The sequence below is a fragment of the Acinetobacter sp. F16 genome (assembly GCF_052712855.1).
On sequence record NZ_JBRATK010000003.1, the window covers coordinates 74278 to 98056 of the forward strand.

The 23779-nt window shown below is 43.6% G+C and carries 24 protein-coding genes; 9 read left to right on the plus strand and 15 right to left on the minus strand.

Translation table 11 applies throughout. From position 1 onward, the window contains the following. Positions 1-182 precede the first annotated feature (182 nt). Positions 183-686: a hypothetical protein gene (locus ACU0NF_RS02755; protein ID WP_445660052.1), complete on the plus strand. Its 504-nt coding sequence runs from the start codon at positions 183-185 to the stop codon at positions 684-686. 46 nt (positions 687-732) lie between these two features. On the opposite strand, the gene ACU0NF_RS02760 is transcribed toward ACU0NF_RS02755, so the two are convergent. The 3 genes from ACU0NF_RS02760 to ACU0NF_RS02770 all read right to left on the minus strand — a co-directional run bounded on the left by ACU0NF_RS02760 (position 733) and on the right by ACU0NF_RS02770 (position 3430). Beyond that, positions 733-1686 (minus strand): 2-hydroxyacid dehydrogenase, encoded by a 954-nt coding sequence (locus ACU0NF_RS02760; protein WP_445660053.1) that lies wholly within the window; start codon positions 1684-1686, stop codon positions 733-735. Positions 1687-1797: 111 nt separating this feature from the next. Then, complete coding sequence (locus tag ACU0NF_RS02765; RefSeq protein WP_445660054.1) at positions 1798-1995, minus strand: hypothetical protein; 198 nt, start codon at positions 1993-1995, stop codon at positions 1798-1800. 163 nt (positions 1996-2158) lie between these two features. Beyond that, positions 2159-3430, minus strand: a complete 1272-nt coding sequence (locus ACU0NF_RS02770; RefSeq protein ID WP_445660055.1) for a hypothetical protein — start codon at positions 3428-3430, stop codon at positions 2159-2161. 123 nt (positions 3431-3553) lie between these two features. Between ACU0NF_RS02770 and ACU0NF_RS02775 the strand changes: the two genes are divergently transcribed. Beyond that, complete coding sequence (locus ACU0NF_RS02775) at positions 3554-4336, plus strand: class I SAM-dependent methyltransferase (protein WP_445660056.1); 783 nt, start codon at positions 3554-3556, stop codon at positions 4334-4336. 9 nt (positions 4337-4345) lie between these two features. Continuing rightward, positions 4346-4927, plus strand: a complete 582-nt coding sequence (locus ACU0NF_RS02780) for a hypothetical protein (protein ID WP_445660057.1) — start codon at positions 4346-4348, stop codon at positions 4925-4927. A gap of 41 nt (positions 4928-4968) precedes the next feature. Here ACU0NF_RS02780 and ACU0NF_RS02785 read toward each other — a convergent pair whose 3' ends face one another. From ACU0NF_RS02785 to ACU0NF_RS02795, 3 genes are all read right to left on the minus strand, one after another. Next, positions 4969-5379 carry a GFA family protein gene (locus ACU0NF_RS02785; protein WP_445660058.1) on the minus strand — a complete coding sequence of 137 codons (411 nt, stop codon included), beginning with the start codon at positions 5377-5379 and terminating at the stop codon, positions 4969-4971. Positions 5380-5452: 73 nt separating this feature from the next. After that, positions 5453-6655 (minus strand): TIGR03862 family flavoprotein, encoded by a 1203-nt coding sequence (locus ACU0NF_RS02790; RefSeq protein ID WP_445660059.1) that lies wholly within the window; start codon positions 6653-6655, stop codon positions 5453-5455. 7 nt (positions 6656-6662) lie between these two features. Continuing rightward, entirely contained in the window at positions 6663-7337 is a 675-nt protein-coding gene (locus ACU0NF_RS02795) for an SAM-dependent methyltransferase (RefSeq protein ID WP_445660126.1), read from the minus strand. An 84-nt stretch (positions 7338-7421) separates the two neighbouring features. On the opposite strand from ACU0NF_RS02795, the gene ACU0NF_RS02800 reads away from it, so the two are divergent. Beyond that, positions 7422-7607, plus strand: coding sequence for a DNA gyrase inhibitor YacG (locus ACU0NF_RS02800; protein WP_445660060.1), 186 nt, complete (start codon positions 7422-7424; stop codon positions 7605-7607). A gap of 69 nt (positions 7608-7676) precedes the next feature. Here ACU0NF_RS02800 and ACU0NF_RS02805 read toward each other — a convergent pair whose 3' ends face one another. The 5 genes from ACU0NF_RS02805 to ACU0NF_RS02825 all read right to left on the minus strand — a co-directional run bounded on the left by ACU0NF_RS02805 (position 7677) and on the right by ACU0NF_RS02825 (position 12115). Next, positions 7677-8321 (minus strand): MBL fold metallo-hydrolase, encoded by a 645-nt coding sequence (locus ACU0NF_RS02805; RefSeq protein ID WP_131385290.1) that lies wholly within the window; start codon positions 8319-8321, stop codon positions 7677-7679. A 21-nt stretch (positions 8322-8342) separates the two neighbouring features. Continuing rightward, on the minus strand, positions 8343-9356 hold the full coding sequence (gene hemH / locus ACU0NF_RS02810) for a ferrochelatase (RefSeq protein ID WP_445660127.1): 1014 nt from the start codon (positions 9354-9356) through the stop codon (positions 8343-8345). Between the two features lie 66 nt (positions 9357-9422). Continuing rightward, a complete protein-coding gene (locus tag ACU0NF_RS02815; RefSeq protein WP_131385292.1) occupies positions 9423-10451 on the minus strand; it encodes a DUF4062 domain-containing protein in 1029 nt (342 codons plus the stop codon). Between the two features lie 131 nt (positions 10452-10582). Next, positions 10583-11455 carry a glutamate racemase gene (gene murI / locus ACU0NF_RS02820; protein ID WP_131385294.1) on the minus strand — a complete coding sequence of 291 codons (873 nt, stop codon included), beginning with the start codon at positions 11453-11455 and terminating at the stop codon, positions 10583-10585. Between the two features lie 48 nt (positions 11456-11503). Continuing rightward, positions 11504-12115 (minus strand): DUF1285 domain-containing protein, encoded by a 612-nt coding sequence (locus tag ACU0NF_RS02825; protein WP_131385296.1) that lies wholly within the window; start codon positions 12113-12115, stop codon positions 11504-11506. 188 nt (positions 12116-12303) lie between these two features. On the opposite strand from ACU0NF_RS02825, the gene ACU0NF_RS02830 reads away from it, so the two are divergent. Continuing rightward, on the plus strand, positions 12304-14016 hold the full coding sequence (locus ACU0NF_RS02830; protein WP_445660061.1) for a 4Fe-4S dicluster domain-containing protein: 1713 nt from the start codon (positions 12304-12306) through the stop codon (positions 14014-14016). A gap of 149 nt (positions 14017-14165) precedes the next feature. On the opposite strand, the gene tusA is transcribed toward ACU0NF_RS02830, so the two are convergent. Further along, positions 14166-14423 carry a sulfurtransferase TusA gene (gene tusA / locus ACU0NF_RS02835; RefSeq protein ID WP_004649978.1) on the minus strand — a complete coding sequence of 86 codons (258 nt, stop codon included), beginning with the start codon at positions 14421-14423 and terminating at the stop codon, positions 14166-14168. A 202-nt stretch (positions 14424-14625) separates the two neighbouring features. On the opposite strand from tusA, the gene ACU0NF_RS02840 reads away from it, so the two are divergent. Both ACU0NF_RS02840 and lnt read left to right on the plus strand, forming a co-directional pair. Then, complete coding sequence (locus ACU0NF_RS02840) at positions 14626-15465, plus strand: HlyC/CorC family transporter (RefSeq protein WP_445660062.1); 840 nt, start codon at positions 14626-14628, stop codon at positions 15463-15465. Further along, entirely contained in the window at positions 15462-17021 is a 1560-nt protein-coding gene (lnt, locus tag ACU0NF_RS02845; protein WP_445660063.1) for an apolipoprotein N-acyltransferase, read from the plus strand. Before ACU0NF_RS02840 ends, lnt begins: the two co-directional genes overlap by 4 nt. A 178-nt stretch (positions 17022-17199) precedes the next feature. Here lnt and ACU0NF_RS02850 read toward each other — a convergent pair whose 3' ends face one another. The 3 genes from ACU0NF_RS02850 to gspF all read right to left on the minus strand — a co-directional run bounded on the left by ACU0NF_RS02850 (position 17200) and on the right by gspF (position 19499). Beyond that, positions 17200-17535, minus strand: coding sequence for a hypothetical protein (locus tag ACU0NF_RS02850; RefSeq protein ID WP_445660064.1), 336 nt, complete (start codon positions 17533-17535; stop codon positions 17200-17202). A 282-nt stretch (positions 17536-17817) separates the two neighbouring features. Next, positions 17818-18255, minus strand: a complete 438-nt coding sequence (gene gspG, locus ACU0NF_RS02855) for a type II secretion system major pseudopilin GspG (protein WP_407307959.1) — start codon at positions 18253-18255, stop codon at positions 17818-17820. A 38-nt stretch (positions 18256-18293) separates the two neighbouring features. Next, on the minus strand, positions 18294-19499 hold the full coding sequence (gspF, locus tag ACU0NF_RS02860; RefSeq protein ID WP_445660065.1) for a type II secretion system inner membrane protein GspF: 1206 nt from the start codon (positions 19497-19499) through the stop codon (positions 18294-18296). 152 nt (positions 19500-19651) lie between these two features. Here gspF and ACU0NF_RS02865 point away from each other — a divergent pair, with 152 nt between their 5' ends. Together ACU0NF_RS02865 and ACU0NF_RS02870 are read left to right on the plus strand one after the other, a co-directional pair. Next, positions 19652-21874: a primosomal protein N' gene (locus ACU0NF_RS02865; protein WP_445660066.1), complete on the plus strand. Its 2223-nt coding sequence runs from the start codon at positions 19652-19654 to the stop codon at positions 21872-21874. A 59-nt stretch (positions 21875-21933) separates the two neighbouring features. Then, a complete protein-coding gene (locus ACU0NF_RS02870; RefSeq protein ID WP_445660067.1) occupies positions 21934-23775 on the plus strand; it encodes a monovalent cation:proton antiporter-2 (CPA2) family protein in 1842 nt (613 codons plus the stop codon). The last annotated feature ends 4 nt before the right edge of the window (positions 23776-23779 follow it).

The following is a 23779-nucleotide window of genomic DNA, read 5'->3' on the forward strand; positions in this document are numbered from 1 at the left end:
TTGAAGAAAGCCCACTTTTATGGGCTTTTTCTTTAGCTGTGGAGCAAGAATTTATTTTTAATGTTATGAATCTGTAGCCATTTCATCAAACTTCATATTTCCAGCAAAATTAGCCTTTAGAATAAAATTAAATAGAGATGAAATGACTCGAAACGAGCTTTAAAACAGGAATAAAACCCACAATGAAAAAGATGAAAGCTGCATTAATTACCAGCGCAATTTTAGCTTCGACGCCACTTTTTGCCCAAACGACGACAACCACAACCGAAACAGCGACTTCAACACAGCAAGCTGCACCTTATGGTGATAACCCGAATATCTTTAAAGTACTCACCCAGAAGGCTCAAACAGCGGTGCAAAACACGGCTGAAAGAGTTGACCATGCAGCGCAAAAGGGAATCACCAAAGTAAAACCTAAGGTTGAAAATGCCTGGGAAGAAACCAAAGATTTTGCCAGTGAAAAATCAGTGGTTGCGATAGAAAAGACTCAAAACGCGGCAGTAAAAGTGAACAAGAAACTGAATGAAACCAAAGATGGACTGATTGGCAGTCCAAAAGACCAGCCTGCACCTATTGTTTCGCATCCTTTGAGTCAGTCATCAACTGGAGTTGAGTCTGCACCTGTGCAACAAATACTGCCTAATCAAATACAGCCAGTACAAGATAATGCAAGCACAAAATTATAATTGATATGCCCTCTGCCTGTTGGCAGAAGGCGAAAGTGACAGCCCGTTAATTCACCTGTCGAATCGGCTGTCCGGCTTTAAATGCTGCGACATTATCTAGCATCTGCTGCACAATACGTTGCCGCGCATCGACACTGCCCCAGGCACTATGTGGGGTAATAATCAGGTTTGGAATATCATCTGCCAATAACACATTACCATTCTTTGGCGGTTCAACCATGAGCACATCGGTTGCAGCCCCAGCAATTTTGCCTTGGCGTAACGCATCGGCAAGCGCTTGTTCATTGACGATACCGCCACGTGCACAGTTAATTAAAAATGCCGTAGGCTTCATTGCATCGAAGGCTTGGGCATCTATCAAATCACGGGTATCTTCGGTTAATGGGCAATGCAGGGTCAGGAAATCGACTTGTGGCAGTAAATCTGCAAAAGGGATACGACTGGCATCCGATGGACGATTTGGCAATGATCCGATCAATATTTTCATGCCAAACGCTTCGGCCAGTTTCGCAACCGCCCGTCCCAATTCACCATAGCCAACAATCCCTAAAGTCTTGCCTGCAAGTTCAATAATCGGGAAATCCAGTAAACAAAATTGTGAAGCTTTATTCCACTCGCCCTGCTTCACCGCACGGTCATATTTCAGTAGTGAAGTGGCCAAAGCCAACATTAAAGCCAAGCTATGCTGTGCTACAGCAGAGGTGCCATAACCTTGACAATTGCACACCACAACATTTTGTTCACGCGCCTGAATCAGGTCAATATTGTTGGTACCTGTCGCAGAAATTAAAATCAGTTTTAAATTTGGGCATTGCTGAATCGTTGCTGCATCCACCAGTACTTTATTACTAATAATGACATCAGCATACTGCACGCGCTCTAAAAGCTGCGCGGGGCTGGTACTTGGAAATAAAGTTAACTTATCAAAAGCCGCTTCGAGTGCACTAAAATCCAAATCATTTTTATCGAGCGATTCATAATCTAAAAATACGGCTTTCATCATGCATTCCTTAGCGGGTATAGAGGCGGCTGAAATTATCTTGCCCTACATTAAAAGCCAGATTTGCACGCTGTTTCAACCACCTTCAGGCATGAGATATGAAAAAACCCACTATTTAGTGGGTTTATTGATATGAACTTGAATCGACTTGCGGATTTCACAAAACACATAGATTGCCAAGGCAAGAACCACCAGCAATCCCCCGCCCATAATCATATAAGTCGGATATAGACTGTGGGCAAAAGCATAGGAAGGGATTGATATAGAAATGATGGTTAAAAGTACAGCCGGTATAAAATCACGTTTCATCCTTACGCACCCTGTAATGTTTATTTGTTTATTCTTCAATTTTTAGCAAATTTAACTTGCCTTATATTTTCTATCTTAGACCGATTAAAATATAAAGCAAGCGTTCAAAAATCAGGCCAAAGCCTGAGGTTATTTTAAACAATTACAGGCGATTCACTCCTGCTCAAGGCAGTTCGGGTTGGGTGACAAATTGAGCAGTTTCCGATGTATCTTCAATAAAATCTTGACTGCCAAATTCATTGGTACTTAAGTTTAACTGCTTGTAACTGAGCAAATAAAAATCGCTATATTTCTTGATCACAATGGGATGCATGCCCGCTGTTAAAGGCTCTTGTTCCTTAAACAGCTTCATGACCTGACGATCATTCATTGCCACCACATAGCGTTCATCATTCAGATTAATCTGCACCAAACCACTGCCCTTGGCAAAAATCGGGATCAGGAATTTATGGTTTAAGGCAATTGCACCGGCTGCATAGCTTTCAATTTTTTGGCTGATGACATTGAACACCAGACCATGACCGAAACAGTCCAATAAATGACTGCGGTTTTCCTGTGGCAAATTCACCTGAATCCCGAGTTTCAACAAATCCTGCTGACTGACCTGCTTGTTGCTCAGCAATTCTCGCAGTAAATTCTGTTTCAGCTTCGAGTCAAAAAACTGGTTATCTAACTGCAAATCATTGTTAATCAAAATTGAACCCAAGGCATTGCGGTGGCGCGGCAATAAATTTTCAATCACTTTACGATAATAAAACTTGCTGCTCTTTTTCACCTGACGAATTTTTTTATAGAAATAGCTTTCATCAAACTCATGCATTAAAAAATCATGCAGTAATTCTGAACTGGCCAAAACCGCGATCGCATCATGCCCGGTAAAGGGTAAATTCAAGGTCTGAATTTTCGGCACAACCTGTTCAAGTTTCAGATATTGCGCGCGGTCTTCCGTACAGTAAGGATCATAAACCACAATGTATTCACGTTCGGCTGAAACATCTTGAGGCCGCACCTGCATATTGGCATTTAATTCCGCATGGAAAAACATATTATAGCGCGGGTCTTCAACATCTTCAGGATTGATTGAATACTGCGGGACCAAGGCAACCACACGTTTTAAATCGAGCAAGTTAGAATACTTGATGGCGGCATAACCACCCATTGAACCGCCATAGCCAATTCGGGTTTTAAACGGCGCAATCAGTTCCTGAATCTCGGCAAACATCTGTCGCATCGAGCTTTCAGGAAACCACGATTTCTGCTTCGGCATAATCCCAATGACATTAAAATCATGTTTATGCAGCGATTTTTCGGCATTAATTGACAGTCCCTTGGCGCGGGTAATTAAATCGCCAAAAGAGAAAATCAGCTCATCCGATGAGCCTTTTAAGAATATTGCACGAATTTGTTCGTCTTCAAAAATAATGTGTTTATCCATTTCCACACCGAAGCAAATCGGCCCTTGTTTTTTACAGTCAATAGAACAAATAGACACCTTGCCTATTTACGAAAAGCGACTATGGTATTTTATAGATGCCAAGAATATTAAAAAGCGCAAAATATGACACAATCACTCCATCCAGCCGCTCAAAAAGGCTTTAGTTCTGCTGCAGAACTTTATCAACAGGTTCGTCCGGATTATCCACAAGACATCGTGAACTGGCTGCAACATCAGCTGCAACTTGGTGAAAAATCGCGGGTCATCGATTTGGGTGCTGGCACTGGCAAATTCTTACCCTACTTACAGCAAATCACTTCACACATCACCGCGATTGAACCAATTGCGGAAATGCTTGCACAGCTGCAACAAGCATATCCAGAGATTCAAACCCTACAAGCCAGCAGTGAAGATTTGCCTGTCGCTGCAAATAGCATGGATGCCGTGATCTGTGCGCAATCCTTCCACTGGTTTGCCAATCTGGAGACTTTACAGCAAATTCATCAGATCTTGAAACCTTCAGGACATTTGGCGCTAATCTGGAATCAACGCGATATAACCGTTGACTGGGTCAAAGCGCTGGCTGACCTGATTGAACCTTTGGAGGGTAACACACCTCGTTATCATAGTGAAAAGTGGAAAAATGTGTTCGAGCAGCAATCGTTATTTCAGCTGGAAAATGTCCAGACTTTTCAGCAGCGACATGTCGGTACAGTAGAAAATGTGGTGTCTAAACGTCTGCTTTCTACCAGTTTTATTGCCGCCCTGCCTGAGCAGGAACAACAGCAATTAAAAACCCTATTTGAACAGATTGTCTTCAGCTACACTGGTCAATATCCCCAGGATGAAATCGCTTTCCCTTATCTAACCCATGCTTATGATTTTAAAAAAATTGATCAAAAATAAGGAATCATCATGAAAAAGCCTCAACTGAAACAACTTGGTCTGTCTGTTTTATTGTGTTCGGGTGTATTCCTGAGTGCCTGTGATAACAGCAAAAATAGCGCCACTCAAAACGATAAAATTCAGCCTGAAGATAAAGTCATGCAGGAGTTAATTACCGAACCGGTCAAATCTTTTGAAAAAACCCCAGATGACCAGCATGACATTGCCTTACTCACCGACTTCGATCAGCGCTTCAGCCAAATGAGTGACGAGATGGAAGACGAACTGATCAAAATGGAGGATGAAGGCTCGCTGACCGATGAATTTGCGCAGAACCGTAAACGCGACAATATTCGCTCGGCTTTAAACATGCTCAAAGAACTGGATTTAAAAACCGAACAAGGGCGCTATATTCAGGGCCTGATTGCAGAATACTGGCAAAATCAAGCCAGACTGTATGATGGGCGCAAAGATAAAAAAGCAGAACCCGTGAAGAACTCGGCAGACAAGGTCAAAGGCCTGGGCGAGTTTTTGCATGCTCAGGAACAACTGGAACATTGGCAGTCACAATATCCTGAAGCGAGCAAAGCTGGGACCGCAAAATCGGCCTGATAAGAAGGATGACTTAATCCCTTCATCTTTGTTGGAGTGACTTATGCCCGCTCGTCATATTGTGGCAGGCCATCGCAAATGCTATCCCACTCTGCCTTGGAGGCAGCAAAGATATGTTGGGTCGGCTTTTGCTGAAGTGGTGTGTCCAAAGTGCCAATTCTCAAACGATACAGATCCGGTGTTTCAGCTTTAATACTGATAATCGGTGAGCCACAATCGGCACAAAAACAGCGCTGAGTCGTTTCACTCGATTGAAATTTTTTCAGTAAATGTTCACCTTGCACAATTTTAAAATCTGCTTTTCGAATGGGAGCATTGCTGGCAAAAGCTGTGCCATTGGCTTTACGGCATTTTTGGCAATGGCACTGCACGATGTCACCAATTTCGCCATGAATTTCATAGCGTAAACCGCCACATAAACAGCTTCCGCTATACAGGTTTTGTTTAGACATAACAGCCGCATTTTTTATAATGATTGAACTTTCAGCCTAGCATGCTTCAAATCACAGTTCAAAATGTTCCCGGCTATATTTTCGCAGCCAGATAGCCATGCACCCCTTCAGCTGCGGCACGGCCTGTGGCAAAACATGCTGTCAATAAATAACCGCCAGTTGGCGCATCCCAGTCCAGCATCTCGCCACAACAAAACACATGCGGATTTGACTTCAACTGGAGTCGTTCAGACAAGACTTCTCGCTTGATGCCACCAGCACAGCTAATCGCCTCTTCAATCGGACGGAAGCCCGTTAGAGCAATAGCCAAATGCTTGACCTGCTGTGCTAAAGCCAGTGGATCATTCCATAGATCTTTAGCCACCAATTCACGCACCAGATTGGCTTTGGCAGGGTCTAAACCTGCTTTACGCCAGACATTACTTAAAGACTGCTTTTTACTCGGTTGTAATTTTTGCGCAAGCTGTTCAACAGTTTGATCTGGAATTAAATCCAGAAAGAGTTGCATGGCTTGACCATTTTTAAGCTGCTGACGTAAGGCACGACCCTGTTTATAGATCAGGCCGCTTTCTAGACCATAATGGCTAATCACAATATCGCCCATGGTTTTGGCCTGATCATCCACCCATGCTTCAACACGCTTTAAAGGCTGGCCAAATACCGGTTGCATAAACTTGGACCAAGACCGTTCTACACCGGCATTACTGGCTTGAAAGGCTGCAATTTCATCCTGAGATAACCATTGTTGCCACACACCATCACTGCCAAGTCTTGACCATGACACTGCACCGCATGCCATCACCATGGCATCAAACTGCTGGGTTTCCACCTGTTCCGTGACCAGGTTTTTAACCTGTAATTCGGAACTGCTTAAGTCCAGACATTGATGCCGATAATGAAAAATCACGCCGTGTTCAACCAGGCGTTTTAACCAGGCACGAAGCAGTGGTGCAGCTTTCATCTCAACAGGAAAGACCCGACCGGATGAACCGATATAAGATTCAATCCCTAAGCCCTTCATCCATTGTTGAATCCAGTTTGCATCCCACTGTTTTATCCAATCTGCCAGCCAGTCTGCCTGATCATAACGCTCTATAAACTGTGCTACAGGCTCGGCATGGGAAATATTTAATCCAGTTTTCCCCGCCATTAAAAATTTACGTGCGGCCGAGGGTTTCTGTTCATAAACATGCACGTCATAATCGTACTGGGTTAAAACTTCTGCCGCCATCAGCCCCGCTGGACCTGCCCCAATAATTGCAACACGTTTTTTCATAGCAAATTTATTCAGCATCTTTTGGCTTGGTTTCTGATGCAGTTTCGATCACCGCATTTTGACCTTGTAGCGGCATAAAATCATCAAAACGGGTGGTATAGCCTTCTGGCTTGATGATGATCAGTTGCTGACAGAGTTCCCCACGCTGCAAATATTTAATTTCAAAATGGGTACGTGCCGATGTAGCTGGAATGACTTCTTTAACAAATGGTAATTTCCAGATCTCAATTAACTGCTGCTGCGCTTCTGCTATATATTCAGGAATATTGCTGGCTAAAGTCACCGTTCCACCAATTTTTAAGCGTGACAGTAAAAATTCAAAAAATGGCATATTCAACCAGCGCTGTGCCGGATTATGCGGTTCAGGATTAGGATACAGAATAAAAAATTGCTGCACTTGTGCTGGCAATAAAGCATGCACAATCCATGGCATGGCATCGGCATGAATCGCCTGTAAATTGCTTTGTCCTTCTAGATCATGCTGTTTTTGCATCGCCAAATATTTTTCACGGGTGCGTTCAATGGCAATCAATTTATGTTCAGGATGCTGACTCGAAAAAAGCAAGGCATGTTTACCTTTACCTGCACCAATTTCCACACAAATTGGCTCTGGGCAAATCATTTGAAAATCACGAGGCGCATGCATACGCTGTGCTTGAAATTGACGAATTGGCATAATCAGATCAAACTAACAAAAATCGGCTCAAGTCTAGCAAGAGCGGTTGAGTTTGACTAATCGAATCATCATTTTTATCCGGAGAATAAGATGCCTCGCACTTTTCCTTGCCCGCGTTGTGGCAAACCTTCGACTTGGGAAGGCAACGAGTTCCGTCCTTTTTGTTCAGAACGCTGCAAGATGATTGATCTGGGCGCTTGGGCAAATGATGAATACAAACTGTCTACCCAAGATGCACCGCAAGCGGATGGCGGCCGTGAAGAAGATGAGTTTTAATTATTTCAAAGAATTGCATATGTAAAAAAGTCTGCATCTGCAGACTTTTTTACGACAAAATTTCAAGCGTTAACCCGCTTTACCCGCAACAAAGGGATTATGCTGTTTTTCAAAACCAATGGTACTGATTGGACCATGACCTGAAATAAATTGGGTTTCATCTGGCAAGCTAAAACATTCACGCTGAATTGAATCTAACAGTTGTTGATGATTGCCGCGTGGAAAGTCGGTACGACCGATAGACCCTTTAAACAGCACGTCACCTGTCCATAACAGACTATAATTCTTGTTATAGAACATCACGTGACCCGGAGTATGACCGGGTGCGAAACGTACTTCAAATTCTTCATCGCCCAGCTTTAATACTTCACCACCTTCAAGCCATTGGGTAACGTCCACTTTTTCTGGAATAGGAAAACCATAACGTTGCGATACTTCCTGAATCATGTCTAGCCAGAAAGCATCTTCTTTATGCGGGCCAATCACAGGAACATTCCACACTTGGGTTAATGCTCCCACTGCACCGGCATGATCCAGATGACCATGGGTCAACCATAAAGCTTTCACTGTCAAACCGAGTGCTTCAACTTCAGCTGCTAATTTTTCAGGCTCACCCCCTGCATCAATTAAAACGGCTTCTTTAGTTTCTGAATCCCAAACAATTGAACAGTTTTGCTGAAATGCCGTGACAGGAACAATTTTGACTTGCAACATAAGGGCGAAACCTCGGTGAAATTAGTGGGCAAATGTCTGCGTTAATGCATCAAGATTAGCTTGAAGCAAGGTGGTGAGCAATGCGATATGATCTGTACGGGCATTTAATGCAGGAATATAGGCATAGTGTTCACCTCCTGCTGACTTAAAGGTTTCAGCATTTTGCAAAGCCAGTTCCTCTAAAGTCTCAAGACAATCTGCGGAAAATGCCGGGCTCATAATCTGCACCGATTTTACCCCTTGCTCTGCCCAGTCTTTTAACAGCTGATCAGTATACGGTTTCACCCATTCCTGTTTGCCAAAACGCGACTGAAAACTCAATCCCCATTGATCATCCTGCAAACCCAAAGCCTGCGCCACAAGTTGCCCGGTAATTCGACAACGGTCTGCATAAGGATCGCCCTTATCTGCATAAGGCTGTGGAATACCATGGAATGACATCAACAGTTTTTCTGCAACCCCATGTTCAGCCTGATAGTCGCGCACACTTTGCGCCAAAGCCTGAATATATAAAGGATGCTGATAATAATCACGAACAATCGACAAACCTGGTAAATTGCGCTGGGTCAGGATCCACTTTGCCACTGCATCATACAGCGGAGCAGTCGAGGTTGCCGAATATTGAGGAAACAGCGGAAGTAAAATAATGTGATCTTGCGGATTTAGACTTAACTTTTGCAGCAATTCCTGAATGCCCGGATTACCATAGCTCATGGCCGGGACAATATTTAATTCAAATTGTGGATAATGCTCAATTAACTGCTGTTGAACCGCTTGAACCTGTTCCAAAACAATTTCACGCATCGGTGAATCTTGCCCCCAGACCATTGCATAAGCATGGGTCACCCGCTTAGGACGAAACGGTAAAATAAACAGTCTTAAAATAATTTGCCAAATGGGTTTTGGAATTTCAATGACCCGCTGATCAGATAAAAACTGTTTCAGAAAACGGCGCACTGCAGGAACAGTAGGTTCGTCCGGCGTACCCAAATTGGCTAAAATAATGGTGACTTTCGCTTTAGGTGCAGAAAACATCAAACCCTTTTCCAACATATATGAACTGCTTTACTTTAACAGTTTTCTGCACTTTCTCTATATAGATTAATATTGTGATTTAAATTGAAAAACACGATTATTATCCAGCAAATTGCTTTCTAAAAGCTTTTGCCCTTTGGCGGTGATTTGCCACAACATACGCTGACGATCGTCACGTCCAGATTGTACAATCCAGTCATTTTGACGCATTTGCATTTTAATACTGTGCAAGGCACGAATATTAATTTGCGCACGTGCCACTGCATGTGCACGCGGCATTTCTACACGTGCATCCTCTAAGCCCGTATCATTTAAATAATCATTCATACACTTAGAAAAATATTCTTCTGGCGTCGGATTGACAAACATGCTGCCTAAAATATTCAGTAATTGTGCCCAGGTCAGTTTCTTTTGAATTTTCAGTTCTTTGAAATTCCCGTCCTGATAAGCATGCATTCGATATTCAAAAGAAAATAATTCATGCATTGAAACCTTGGGTAAAGATAAAAACGGATCGACTTCTCGCTTGCCCACTTCAGTTTCAAGCTGCTCAATTTTAGCTTTAAGCTGATCAATTTCATCATGCAAGGATTGCGTATTCTGCGGTCGAACCCAACCTGAAACAGGATAGCGTTCGAGCATTTGTGGCATGTTAAAGCGCACTGCCATTTCCAAATCACGAATGCTACGGTAAGTAAAAATCTGATCCGCTTCTTGTTGTAATAATTTGCGGAATTCCAAGAATTTTTCGCGAAGCTCCGGTTTTTGATCCTGCAAAGTCGAGTCCCGGGACGCCGGATCTTCATGCATAAAGACAATAATCGGTTTCTGTTTGGTGACCGCATAAATGTATTCGAGATGCATATACCCGACACCTGACACCGATTGCTCACCGTATTGGCTGCCTAAAAGAATCACCACATAGTCGCAGTCATCAATCTGACGACGTGCAAATGCCGTACTCAAGGGGGTTCGTTGCTCTAATCCCCAAGAAAAGAATCCCATTCCCACCAGAGTTTGAGCTAAAACGATACGTTCGGGCTGCATCTCACTGCCAGACGTAGAAATAAAAACCTGATAACGCTTATCGAGCATTGGTTATCCTCTTCCAATTGCACATTACATCCCTAACTGTAGCTCTGCTGATCAGTTAGGCTGTAATCGACCACCCCAATTTAAATTTAATTTTTTTACTATATTTCAAAAGACTAGCTACGTTTCTTTGCTTATTCAACACTAATGTTACGAATATCCCAAGTTAAATTCTCTTGAATCAGGCACTGCAACACAGTTTTTAAATTTTCTGCATTATTGCCACTGACATGACATTCAATTCTTAAGCTGTCTTTTTGATCTTGTTCAAATAATAACTCATTTTTAATCAAAATTCGGGCTGTTTGTCGCGCAACTGGTACACCAGAGTCAATTAATGTCAGTTTCTGACCAAAAATCGATTCAATTGCAGGTTTGAGAAAGGGATAGTGGGTACATCCCAAGACTAAATAATCTGCGCCTTGGTCGACCACGGGTTGTAAAATCTCTTTTAAAGTCGCTAAACATTCCGCGCTCATCTGCGCACCACTTTCTACAAAGGGCACCAAATCCAGACAGGTCACCGGAATAACATTTACCTGGGCAGGCAGGGCAAAACGCTGCATTACATCTTGAATCAGTTTGCCCCGAAAAGTTGCTGGCGTTGCCAGAACCGCCACTGTTTTGGATTTGGTTTGTAATACAGCAGGTTTTAATGCAGGCACTAAGCCGATAATCGGAAAGTTTTCACCATAATGATCACGCAAATAATCCAGGCTAAAAGCAGAAGCGGTATTGCATGCTACCACTGCCACTTTACAACCTTGACGATACAGCCATTCAATTGCATAAGCGGTGAGCTCACGAATATTTTGATCTTCACGCGGTCCATAAGGCACATTTGCAGTGTCTGCATAATAAAGGATGCGTTCTTTGGGCAAATAATTCGCAATGTCCTGTGCGATAGACAACCCACCTATTCCAGAGTCAAAAATCCCAATCGGTGCATCAGGTTGCGCCTTGGGCATTGGATTTGTTAAAGGATAAATAGGATGAATGGCTGTCATAGTTTCACTTTCAGCAGTTCAGGAAATCGGAAGCACAAAGCTTAAACCTCAGGTGCCTAATTGCAAGTGAAAATCACCACTTTGTAAGCTTAAAATGGTTTCATTTTTGTCATTTTCAAGTAGCTCTCCCATTTCAATTAAATGAAAAAAAGCAGAACGTTGAATTAAGGCATTGATGCCAAAACGGACATATACATAAGGACGCAATTCACCTGAATATTCACGCATGAAAACTGGATGTTCCTGATCCACAATCACCACATCCTGGGTTGTAGTGGTAAGTTGAATATAGCTTTTACCCTCAATTTCGACCTGATCCACCTGATTGACAAATAAAGGTTCATCTTCAACTTCTATTTCAATTTTCTCAACAGGTGTCTTTAAATAGAACTTGCCGTCTTCTTTCCAGAGTACGGTAGAGAACAGGTCAATCAGGGCTTGCCGTTTGATCAATTGACCTTCGTGCCACCATTCTCCGTTGGCTTTTACCTTTAAATCCATTGCACCGCAATGCTTTGGGTTAAATTGGTCCAATGGAGGAATTGACCTTTTGTGACCGGTCTGTGCATCTTTTAAGTATTGTGTAATACCCATTAAATTTTTATCATCAGGAATAGTGACATTTTTCGTCTGATTTGGTGCATTATTTTGATTAGCCATACGGAATACCCCTGCTGACGGAAAAATAATATGATTCAGCCAATTGGCTAGATCAAGCTTTAAAACTATACTAGCCCACAATATAAAAGACATGATAATAAAATTGTGTCTGGGCATTAAGAACACTCATGGCAGCACCGGGTGAAATCACCACGGTTGCCCCCTTCAAATCATATGAGGAGTCCTACATGGAACACATCGAACGTGAATCGATGGAGTTTGACGTCGTCATCGTTGGCGCAGGACCGGCCGGTCTGTCTGCAGCGATCAAGATCCGTCAACTTGCAATTGAAAACAACCTGAATGATCTGTCCGTTTGTGTCGTGGAAAAGGGCTCTGAAGTCGGTGCACACATCTTGTCGGGCGCGGTACTTGAACCGCGTGCCATGAACGAGCTGTTCCCGGACTGGAAAGAACAAGGCGCGCCGTTAAATGTTCCGGTGACTGAAGACAAAACCTTCTTCCTGCTCTCTGATGAAAAATCACAGGAGGCCCCGCACTGGATGGTGCCAAAAACCATGCACAATGACGGCAACTATGTCATCTCGCTTGGCAACGTGGTGCGCTGGTTAGGCACTAAAGCCGAAGAGCTGGAAGTATCGATCTTCCCGGGCTTTGCGGCTGCTGAAATTCTCTATCATGCAGATGGTAGCGTTAAAGGCATCCAGACCGGTGACATGGGCATTGGCAAGGATGGTGAACCGACACATAACTTTACTCCGGGTTATGAACTGCATGCCAAATACACCATTTTTGCTGAAGGCTGCCGCGGTCATCTCGGCAAGCGTCTGATTGAACAGTTCAACCTGGCCAAAGATGCCGATCCGCAGCATTACGGCATCGGGATTAAAGAACTCTGGGAAATTGATCCTGCAAAACACAAGCCGGGCTTAGTGATGCACGGTGCCGGCTGGCCTTTAAGCGACACCGGTTCTTCAGGCGGCTGGTGGCTGTATCATGCTGAGAATAATCAGGTGACCCTGGGCATGATCGTCGATCTTTCCTACACCAACCCGCATATGTATCCGTTTATGGAAATGCAGCGCTGGAAAACCCATCCTTTAATCAAGCAATATCTGGAAGGCGGCAAGCGTATTTCCTATGGTGCGCGTGCCGTAACCAAAGGCGGCTTTAACTCCTTACCGAAATTCACCTTTCCGGGTGGCTCTTTAATTGGTGATGACGCAGGCTTCCTGAACTTTGCCAAGATCAAGGGCTCTCATACCGCAATGAAATCGGGCATGCTCTGCGGTGAAGCAGTGTTTGAAGCGATCTCTGCCGGTGTTGCAAAAGGCGGTGACCTTGCAGTTGCCCGTGTGGTTGAAGGCGAAGATTTCTTCACTAAAGAATTGACGGCTTATACCGACAAGTTCAACAACAGCTGGCTGAAAGAAGAGCTGTATAACTCACGTAACTTTGGCCCGGCCATGCACAAGTTTGGCCAGTGGATCGGTGGTGCATTTAACTTTATCGACCAGAATGTGTTTAAAGTCCCGTTCACGCTGCATGACCTGGTACAGGACCATGCCGCACTGAAAACCCAGGCAGCAGAAACCTTTAAGCCGAACTATCCAAAACCGGATGGCAAGCTAACCTTTGACCGCCTGTCTTCGGTGTTTGTTTCCAACACCGTGCATGAAGAAAACCAGCCGGCACATTTGAAGCTGACCGATGCCTCGATTCCAGTTGACGTGAACCTGCCGAAATGGGATGAGCCTGCGCAGCGTTACTGCCCGGCCGGGGTGTATGAAATCATGGAAAATAATGACGGCTCCAAACGTTTCCAGATCAATGCAGCCAACTGTGTGCACTGCAAGACCTGTGACATCAAGGATCCGTCTCAGAACATCACCTGGGTAACGCCGGAAGGCGGTGGTGGTCCGAACTACCCTAACATGTAATGTCCTTGCGGCAGGTTAAAACAGTGTTTTTCCTGCCTCATCTTGCGAAGCAGTGCTCCTCATATCCAAACATGTAACTTTTAATAAAAAAATCCCCTTTCGAGGGGATTTTTTATGTCATCTTAAAATGAAGACTAAAATATGTTGAATTAGCCTTTCTTGACCAAATAATGAAACTCTTTATTGCCCGCTTCATCCAGCACTTCTTCTTGTAATAATAATTCATGGCCTAAATGCATACAGAACTTCGGAATATCCCAAGAGGTCGAATTATCCGTGGCAAACACTTCCACCACATCACCCGATTTTGATTTACGAATCGCTTGATGCAACATCATTACAGGTTCAGGACAACGTAGTCCTCGTGTATTCAGCTGAATAGTGGGAGTAACAAGCGGTTCAGACATTCTTAAACTCGGTATCAAAAAATCATCGTCATTTTACCATAAACTTAAATGCTGTCTTTTGCTTTCAAGACAGGTACTCCAAAGATCGAAAATGATGACTCATGCATTCATGGAATACTGCAATTTTATAGATAGACATCTATATTTTCTCGAGTATGATAAAATTTGTTTTTTTAGATATTAAGAGTCTTTAGGAAAGATCATGCACGAGGAATCAGGCCCGTCGTGGGGCATGCGTGGCTTACGTAAATGGTTAAGCACTGCACCCGAAACTCGCGACGAACTGCTAAAATTAGTACAAGATTCACGTCGTTTTTTAGAACCCGATACTGTTGCAATGCTTGAAGGCGTACTTGACCTTCCTGCGACAAAAGTCCGTGAGGTCATGACCCCACGTACCTCAATGATTAGCCTGCAAGAAGATGATCAGCTACTCGACATCTTGCATACCCTTATAGAGTCTGCGCATTCTCGCTTTCCGGTATTTTCGTCCGATCAGCCCGACAATGTGGTTGGAATTTTATTGGCCAAGGATTTACTGCCATTTTTAACCGAACAGAGCAATAAAGTCGATATTCGCACGCTTATGCGTCAACCGATCTTTGTCCCGGAAAGTGCCCGATCTGACCAAGTACTTCGCATGTTAAAGAACACTCAAACGCATATCGCGGTGGTCATTGATGAATATGGCACAACCTCCGGACTGGTGACTTTAGAAGACATTTTAGAAGAAATTGTCGGTGAAATTGAGGACGAACACGATAAGGTCGATGAAGAGGCCCAATTCATTATTCCAGATAATGATCCTCAGACAGCGAATACCTGGCTCGTTCAAGCGCTTACACCAATTGAACATTTTAACAATGTTTTAGATGCTGATTTTTCCGATGATGAAGTAGAAACTGTCGGCGGTTTATTGCTTCAAGAAATGGGTCTAGTCAGCGATTTACAAGGTCAAATCATTGAGCTTGAAAATTGGGAATTCACCATTGTAGAAGCAGATGCACGCACTATTCATCTGATTCGAGCTGTCCGTAAATGAGAACATACTTTGATAAGCTGTTAAATTCCGCTCAACAAAAAAATCAGCTCCCGTTTATTTATCCTTTTTTAATTTCGTTATTTTCAGGCGCCATGTTCAGTTTTGCGCTGGCACCTTATTATTACTGGTGGCTTGCACTGCTGTCCCCTGCCTTGCTGTATGCATCACTGCGTAAACGTTCGGCACGACAAGCCTTTGGCATTGGCTGGGCTTACGGCTTTGGCTTATGGTTTGTCGGTGCATTCTGGCTCTATACCTCAATCCATGTTTATGGTGATACCAGTGCCTTTTTAAGTGTACTGATGATCGCCTTTATGGCATTGGTGATGGGACTATTTACCGCCCTGCAAACCTGGATTTATCGTCGATTCTTTCCTGAAACGCCACTAACTTTTGCACCGCTTTGGGTATTCTTCGAGTGGGCAAAAACCTGGGTATTTACCGGCTTTCCGTGGTTATTTGTCGGCTATGCCTTCACTGAACGCTTCCTGGATGGCTATGCACCCTTGTTTGGGATCTTCGGCGTATCGTTTGTGGTGATCATACTGGCCTGTGCGTTGGTTGAAATTCTGAATAAACGTGTGTTTTGGATTGTCCCTTCCGCGATTTTATTGCTCGGGGCTTGGGGTGCGTCATATCTCAACTTTGTGGAAAAAAAGGATGAGAAACCACTTTCAGTTTCGCTGATTCAAGGCAATATTCCGCAAGACCTTAAATGGCTGACCGAATATCAAGTCAAAACCTTGATGATCTATGCCAATTTAAGTCGTACTGAATGGGGCCGTGATCTGATCATTTGGCCTGAATCATCCATTCCAATGTTCCAGACCGATATCGAACCCTTTCTAGATGCCATGAAAGTGCAGGCAGAAAAATCTGGAACGGCATGGGTCACTGGTCTTCCTTACTGGGATTTGAAAGAATCAAAAATCGAACAGCAGCCAATGTACTACAACAGCATTATGGCTACAGGTGATGAGACTGAAGGCTTATATAAAAAGCAACGTTTAGTCCCTTTCGGTGAATATATTCCTTTATCTGGCTGGCTGAGCTGGGTATTACCCGCATTGCAAAATGACCCATCGATGAGTGGTTTCTCTCGGGGTGCACGTGATCAAAAACCATTGAATGTGAAAAACCATGCGCTGGGTGCGGCGATTTGCTATGAAGTGGCTTATCCAAACCTGACGCGTCGTAATGCCAGTCAAAGCGATTACCTGGTCACTGTGTCAAATGATGCCTGGTTTACCGGAACTGCAGGCCCTTGGCAACATTTACAAATGGTGCAAATGCGCGCCAAAGAAAATGGCCGCTGGTTTATTCGTGCCACCAATACCGGTGTGACTGCATTTATCGATCATCACGGACATATTGTAAAACAGGCTCCAACGGATCAAACCGCCATTCTTCGTGGTGATGTTCCAGCAATGCAAGGTGAAACCTTATATATGCGCCTGAGTGACTGGCCAATTCTAGGTTTCTCATTGTTGTTGTTGATTCTGGGCTGGATTTATCGTCCACGTAAGGTAGATGTGTCGTTTAAATCACGACGTTAAGCATTACGGTGTTCCCTCTCCTGAACGAGCTTTAAAGCATTGCTTTTAAAGCGAAGTGCAAGTGAAGGTAGGGATAGGATTTAAACTCTCCTCATCCCAGCCTTCTCCCAGAGGGAGAAGGCATAAAAAGGCTATAAAAAAACCGAGGTCAATGCCTCGGTTTTTTATTCAATTGATGTTAAAACTGGGTCACTAAATAAGACATCATGGCTGCTAAAAACAGCATCGGGATATAACGGTAAACATTCACTACACTTTGTTCTAAAGCTGAAATCTGTTGTTGTTTTAAGCTGAGTACAGTCGCTTTTAATGCAGACCAAAAGCATAATATAAATAGCGCACTAAATAAACTGATGGCAAAAAAGCCGACCATAATCTGGCTACTTCCTTGCGTCGCATTCCATAAAGTTAAAATGCCCTGACTTATGGGAAGCAAACTCAAAATTAAAAGAACAGACTTGAGCATTGCTCCATGAAACTGGTTAATTTCATCCGATATGATTAATGCTTTCATTCCACCCTCCTTGGCTAAAAAAGTGCCATTAAGGATATTATGCGCAGTTTTAATTAAATAAAAAGACTATATTTCTTCATACCTTACCATTATTGTAACCATTACATATGCTAATCATTCTTATTATAAGTCTCAAAAAGAGATTATTATATAATTTCAAAAAATCCAATAACTTAATATATATTTTATAATCAAGATGTATTATCACTTCACTTAGTATTGCAGAGCATCACACAGTGAAGTGATATATTCTATAACTTTGAAATAAATAATGATTCTCAATTAAGGCTGATAATAAATATCGGCATCTGTACCTTCGCCGCCCTCTTTACCATCGGCGCCAAAAGAATATAAATCGAATGCCCGGCCTTCGGCACCTGGAATCACATATTGAATGTCATTTTCCCAACTGTCTTTTGGATAGCCACCTTTGACATAACCACCCTGCATCCAGTTTTTTGCAGAAGCAGGCTGATTCACCAGTGCATCTAAACCACCATCTTGCATGGATGGATATTTACCATTATCCAGCTTGTACTGATCTAAAGCTCCAGCAACACCTTTTAAGGTAATGGCAGAAGTATCGACTTTGGCTTTTTCACCACGTCCCATGACATTCGGTACAATCAGCGCAGCCAAGACACCTAAAATCACAATCACGACCATGACTTCAATCAGAGTAAAGCCAGACTGTTTCACTGGATATAGTTTCCCTTGCATATCACTCTCTCGCAAATTCGTTATCTTTATAAGATGGGTTAAATCATATTATTCATATTGACAATCGGCAGCATCACCGCAATCACAATCACCAGCACAATACTGGCCATCAACACCAGCATCAATGGTTCAAGCAGTGCCAGCAAGGTAGAAATCAGTGTAGTCACTTCGCGATCCTGCATAGTCGAGGCACGCTCCAGCATACGGTCCAGCTCGCCTGATGCTTCACCACTTTTGATCATTTGTACCATCATCGGTGGGAAATAACCACTGCGCTCCAGTTGCGTTGCAAGGTTGCCACCTTCAGTGACTCTCTCTGCGGCCAGATTAACAGAATCACGAATCACCCAATTGTTACTTACCGCAGCACCAATTTTAAGTGCATCCACCAGCGGTACGCCAGACTGGGTTAAAATCGATAAGGTACTGGCAAAACGTGCTGCATTTATACCACGCGATAATTTACCAAATAATGGCAATTTGAGCGTTAAACGGTCAAAAGCATAATGTCCTGCCGAGGTTCTTAAAAAGCGGACTAAAGCCGTAAAACCAACGATACTCGCGACCAATAAAAACGGCCATGCCACACGAATGAAATCACTGGTTTTCATCAATGCCACGGTAATCCAGGGCAATGCATCTTTATTTTGATCAAAGGTTTTTACAATGTCGGGAACCACATAGGTCATCAGTCCCATCACAATTGCAAAGGACATCAGCATGAGAATAATCGGATAAATCATCGCGCCCTGCACTTTCTTTTGCATGGCAAAGCGGTTTTCGGTGTAATCTGACAACTGATCCAGAATTAAATCCAGATGTCCCGAGCGTTCCCCGGCAGCGATGGTGGCGATATATAAATCCGGTAAACGTCCGGCTTGCTGCAAGGCATTGGCCAGTGAATGCCCTTCCATGACTTTTGAGCGCACGGACATCAACAAATTTTGTACATGGGCTTTTTCACTCTGCTTGCCCACTGCACGCAGCGCTTCTTCCAAAGGAATTCCTGCTGCAACCAAAACTGAAAGCTGACGGGTAAACAAGGCCAAATCATAAGCGGTGATTTTTTTCTGAAACCAGCGTTCTGAGTTATGCTTATCTTTTTGCTCAACAGGATCGACCGTCACAGGAATGAGTTCTTTATCCCTCAGCTGTTGACGAATTTGACGTGCTGAATCCCCTTCTAACACGCCTTTTTGTTGCTTCCCTGAAGCATCAATGGCAGTAAATTGATATGCAGGCATTGTGATGCTCTAATTTTCCAAAATTTCCTTCAGCGCTGTTGCGTCTGACCACCAAAATCATTCATATTCTTAGATATTCATGATTTGCTCACTCTAACATAACTCTATCTTTAGCACGACGAAATTTGATCAGGACGCTTTAACCCTTATTTATGCCAAATACACCATCGACTCCTTCCGACATTTATCGCATCCGTGTTGCAGTGCCTGTACATATCTATGACTGCTTTGATTACATGCTCAGCGCTGAACAATACCAGCAAGCTGAAGTTGGGGCACGTGTTGCCGTGTCGTTTGGACGTCAGAATCTGGTCGGCATTATTGTTGAAAAATTAACAAGTGATACTCCTATTGATCCGCGTTTCAAGCTTAAAGCCATTAGCGAACTGCTGGATGAGCATGCCCTTTTAGATCAGAAAAGCTTGAATTTACTCACCTGGTCCGCTCAATATTACCAATTTCCGATTGGTGAAGTTTTCCAGAGTGCCTTACCGACCTTCTTGCGTCAGGGCAAACCGTATAATTTATTGGCGCGGATGTGGAAAGTGCTGGATTTAGCGGCTGAAGCAAAAGTAAAACGCTCTGAAAAACAGCAACAAGCCTATAAAGTGCTGAAATTACATCCGAAGGGAACCACAGAAAATATTTTAAATCTGGCCGGTATTGAAACAGCGACGCTAAAGGCTTTAGAGAAAAAAGACATTGTGGAATGTGTTCTGGAAAATCAGGATTTCAGTCCGCAGCCTGTCACATTGGCGCAAATGCCGTTAACGGCGAATGAGGACCAAAAGAAAGCAGTACAACAGGTGCTTAAAGCACAGAAAAAATATCAGGCTTTTTTACTGGATGGCTTAACCGGAAGCGGTAAAACCGAAGTCTATTTGCAAATCATGCAAGAGGTGCTGAAACAGGGCAAACAGGTCTTGGTTTTAGTTCCTGAAATTGGTTTAACCCCACAAACCATTAGCCGCTTTCAGTCACGTTTCCACGGCAATATTGTGCTGCTGCATTCGGGACTGAACGATTCAAAACGCTTGCAGGCATGGCAAGCCGCACAAACCGGTAAAGCCTCGATTATTCTGGGAACCCGTTCTGCCATTTACACCCCGCTACCGAATCTGGGCTTGATCATTCTCGACGAAGAACACGACCTCTCGTTTAAACAGCAGGAAGGTTTTCGTTATCATGCCCGTGATGTTGCAATGTATCGTGCACATCTAGAAAGTTGTCCGATTATTTTGGGTACAGCCACACCTAGCATTGAAAGTTATGCACTGGCTGATTCAGGAAAAATGACACGTTTAGAATTAAATCAGCGTGCAGGTATCGCGCTGATGCCAAAAATCCATCTGATTGACCTAAAAATTGCACAAAAGCAAAATGGCATCAGTCAAAGCCTGATTGATGAAATTCAAAAGCGCCTGGATAAAAAAGAACAGGTGTTGGTATTTTTAAACCGCCGTGGTTATGCACCTGTGCTGATTTGTGAAAGCTGTGCCTGGCAGGCGAAATGTCCGCATTGCGATGCCAACTTTACCGTGCATCGACAGCCGTATCAACATTTGCATTGTCACCACTGTGGCAGTATTCACCGCATGCCCGAGCATTGTCCGCAATGCAAACATACTGAATTAAAGCCTATTGGTCTGGGCACGGCTAAAGTTGAAGAAAATTTACAAGCCTTGTTTCCTAATTTTGAGGTGATTCGGGTGGATCGTGATTCCACCAGTCGAGTCGGCAGCTGGCAAAAAATTTATGACAAAATTCAAAAAAGTGAACCGATTATTTTGCTCGGCACCCAGATGCTGGCCAAAGGGCATCATTTTCCTTATGTCACCCTGGTCGCTATTTTAGATATTGATTCCGGCTTACTCAGTGTGGATTTTCGCGCTACGGAACGCACGGCGCAACTGATTGTACAGGTTGCAGGACGTGCCGGACGCGGTGAACGCAAGGGTGAAGTGTATTTACAAACTCTGAGACCGGATCATCCTTTACTCAACACTTTAATTGACAAGGATTACCGTCATTTTGCCAAACAGACCTTAAAAGAACGTCAAGCTGCATTACTTCCACCTTTTCGTTACGGGGCACTCATTCGCTGTGAATCGAAAAGCCAGGAACAGAACCAGGAATTCTTACAGCAACACGCCCAAGCCCTAAGACAGGTCTCTGAAAACCTGATTGATATTTGGGGACCGATTCCAGCTCCAATGGAACGCAAAGCTGGACGTTATCAGGCGCATATGGTGCTGTTGTCACAAGATCGTGCCCGATTACACTTCTATATTCGTGCGTGGTGGCAAAATATGTTGCATCAAAAGCCCTCAACCATGAAACTTACACTGGATATAGACCCTCAGGAATTAAGCTAAGTCAAAGCTGATACTTTGCTTAAAATTTTTGGATTTAAAATAAATTCTAGGACAGGCCGATGTCGCTACTATTACAAATTACGATTTTCTTGGGTGCTTCCTTACTCTTGGTGCCGCTTGCCAAACGCTTTGGTATCGCCACCGTACTCGGCTATTTGTTTACAGGCATTTTGCTTGGTCCCAGCGCATTCAATCTGGCCAGCGATCCGGAAGCGATTCAGGAGTTGGCTGAATTTGGCGTGATCTTGTTGATGTTCATTATTGGTCTGGAGTTACGTCCACAGCGATTATGGGAAATGCGCAAATCCATCTTTTTAATGGGCAGCCTACAGGTCGGCATTACTGGTGTTATTCTTGCCATCCTTATCTTTTTCGCCTTAAACCAAAGCCTCTCTGCCAGTTTTGTGATTGGAACTGCATTGGCTCTATCTTCTACCGCCTTTGTCCTACAACTGCTTTCTGAAAAACAACAACTGAATACCACCTTCGGGCAGCAATCTTTTTCGATTTTATTATTTCAAGATATTGCCGCCATTCCCCTGCTGGCGATTATCCCCTTATTGGCCGGCACTGAATCGACCCATCATGGCGTTGCCTATTTTGCCGCAATCATTGCGACCTTTAGCGGCTTGTTCCTGTTTAGTCGTTATATGATGCGTCCATTTTTCCGCTTTGTGGCAAAAAGCGGTGCGCATGAACTGATTACTGCTGTGGGTTTGTTTATTGTCTTGGGCGTAGTTGCACTGATGGATGTACTCGGCATCAGTACGACTTTGGGGGCTTTCTTAACCGGTGTTTTACTCGCCGATTCTGAATTCCGCCATGAACTTGAAGCCAGCATTGCGCCCTTCAAAGGGCTGTTACTCGGTCTGTTTTTTATGACGGTCGGCATGACCACACAGTTGTCTCTCCTGGTCGATATGCCCTGGATGATTATCGGTGGTGCACTTATTTTAATGCTGGTCAAAAGCCTGACCCTCACTGCAATTGCGCGCTATTTAAAATATTCCTGGCGCAACAGCTTGCTGCTTGCCACCTGCTTATCGCAAGGTGGTGAATTTGCCTTTGTGGTGCTGAAAGTCGCAAGTAGCGAAAAAGTCTTAACCCAAGCTATTCTTGAGCCTTTAACATTGATTGTTACACTTTCAATGGTGCTCACCCCAATGCTGTACTGGATGATTAGCAGCTGGATTATTCCATTGATTGATAAAGAAAAAACTCCAGTCTATGATGAAATTCCAGATACGCACAACCCGATGATCATTGCCGGATTTGGGCGTTTTGGTCAGATCATTGCCCGTATTGCGCATTTACAGCATCAGTCCTTCACCGCAATTGACAGCAATTTGGAAAAAGTTGATTTCGTGCGAAATTATGGCGGTACAGTATACTATGGTGATGCCACACAACCGGATATCTTACGTTCTGCTGGTGTTGAACACGCCAAAGTCTTTGTTCTGGCAATTGATGATATTGAAGACTCGATGAATGTCGCACGTCATATTCGCTTAAACTATCCGAACCTGAAACTTTTGGTGCGTGCACGTGATCGTCATCATGTGCATTTACTGCGAGATTTAGGGGTAGAACATATCTGGCGTGAAACCTATTTATCGTCTATGGGTATGGCCTATCGTGCCTTGCGTGAACTGGATATCAGTGAAGAAGATGCTTATAAAAGCATTGAATTGTTTCGTGATTACGATGAAAAATTATTGCTTCAGCAACAACGGGTCTATACCGATGAACAAAAGATTTATGAAACGCATCGTAATGCTTTAGCCGAGCTGGAACACTTATTTGAAAGTGATGCTCAAATTCGTCAAGAACCGACTGGCGTCAATTTACAACGCGGCCTAGAACATCAGCGTATTGATGTCACAAGAGATGATAGTAACTAGCTTG

Excerpts from the sequence above, each read along its gene's own strand:
- ACU0NF_RS02755 (WP_445660052.1), top strand. The coding sequence starts at position 183 with ATGAAAAAGATGAAAGCTGCATTAATTACCAGCGCAATTTTAGCTTCG.
- ACU0NF_RS02760 (WP_445660053.1), bottom strand. The coding sequence starts at position 1,686 with ATGAAAGCCGTATTTTTAGATTATGAATCGCTCGATAAAAATGATTTG.
- ACU0NF_RS02765 (WP_445660054.1), bottom strand. The coding sequence starts at position 1,995 with ATGAAACGTGATTTTATACCGGCTGTACTTTTAACCATCATTTCTATA.
- ACU0NF_RS02770 (WP_445660055.1), bottom strand. The coding sequence starts at position 3,430 with ATGGATAAACACATTATTTTTGAAGACGAACAAATTCGTGCAATATTC.
- ACU0NF_RS02775 (WP_445660056.1), top strand. The coding sequence starts at position 3,554 with ATGACACAATCACTCCATCCAGCCGCTCAAAAAGGCTTTAGTTCTGCT.
- ACU0NF_RS02780 (WP_445660057.1), top strand. The coding sequence starts at position 4,346 with ATGAAAAAGCCTCAACTGAAACAACTTGGTCTGTCTGTTTTATTGTGT.
- ACU0NF_RS02785 (WP_445660058.1), bottom strand. The coding sequence starts at position 5,379 with ATGTCTAAACAAAACCTGTATAGCGGAAGCTGTTTATGTGGCGGTTTA.
- ACU0NF_RS02790 (WP_445660059.1), bottom strand. The coding sequence starts at position 6,655 with ATGAAAAAACGTGTTGCAATTATTGGGGCAGGTCCAGCGGGGCTGATG.
- ACU0NF_RS02800 (WP_445660060.1), top strand. The coding sequence starts at position 7,422 with ATGCCTCGCACTTTTCCTTGCCCGCGTTGTGGCAAACCTTCGACTTGG.
- ACU0NF_RS02805 (WP_131385290.1), bottom strand. The coding sequence starts at position 8,321 with ATGTTGCAAGTCAAAATTGTTCCTGTCACGGCATTTCAGCAAAACTGT.
- hemH (WP_445660127.1), bottom strand. The coding sequence starts at position 9,356 with ATGTTTTCTGCACCTAAAGCGAAAGTCACCATTATTTTAGCCAATTTG.
- ACU0NF_RS02815 (WP_131385292.1), bottom strand. The coding sequence starts at position 10,451 with ATGCTCGATAAGCGTTATCAGGTTTTTATTTCTACGTCTGGCAGTGAG.
- murI (WP_131385294.1), bottom strand. The coding sequence starts at position 11,455 with ATGACAGCCATTCATCCTATTTATCCTTTAACAAATCCAATGCCCAAG.
- ACU0NF_RS02825 (WP_131385296.1), bottom strand. The coding sequence starts at position 12,115 with ATGGCTAATCAAAATAATGCACCAAATCAGACGAAAAATGTCACTATT.
- ACU0NF_RS02830 (WP_445660061.1), top strand. The coding sequence starts at position 12,304 with ATGGAACACATCGAACGTGAATCGATGGAGTTTGACGTCGTCATCGTT.
- tusA (WP_004649978.1), bottom strand. The coding sequence starts at position 14,423 with ATGTCTGAACCGCTTGTTACTCCCACTATTCAGCTGAATACACGAGGA.
- ACU0NF_RS02840 (WP_445660062.1), top strand. The coding sequence starts at position 14,626 with ATGCACGAGGAATCAGGCCCGTCGTGGGGCATGCGTGGCTTACGTAAA.
- lnt (WP_445660063.1), top strand. The coding sequence starts at position 15,462 with ATGAGAACATACTTTGATAAGCTGTTAAATTCCGCTCAACAAAAAAAT.
- ACU0NF_RS02850 (WP_445660064.1), bottom strand. The coding sequence starts at position 17,535 with ATGAAAGCATTAATCATATCGGATGAAATTAACCAGTTTCATGGAGCA.
- gspG (WP_407307959.1), bottom strand. The coding sequence starts at position 18,255 with ATGCAAGGGAAACTATATCCAGTGAAACAGTCTGGCTTTACTCTGATT.
- gspF (WP_445660065.1), bottom strand. The coding sequence starts at position 19,499 with ATGCCTGCATATCAATTTACTGCCATTGATGCTTCAGGGAAGCAACAA.
- ACU0NF_RS02865 (WP_445660066.1), top strand. The coding sequence starts at position 19,652 with ATGCCAAATACACCATCGACTCCTTCCGACATTTATCGCATCCGTGTT.
- ACU0NF_RS02870 (WP_445660067.1), top strand. The coding sequence starts at position 21,934 with ATGTCGCTACTATTACAAATTACGATTTTCTTGGGTGCTTCCTTACTC.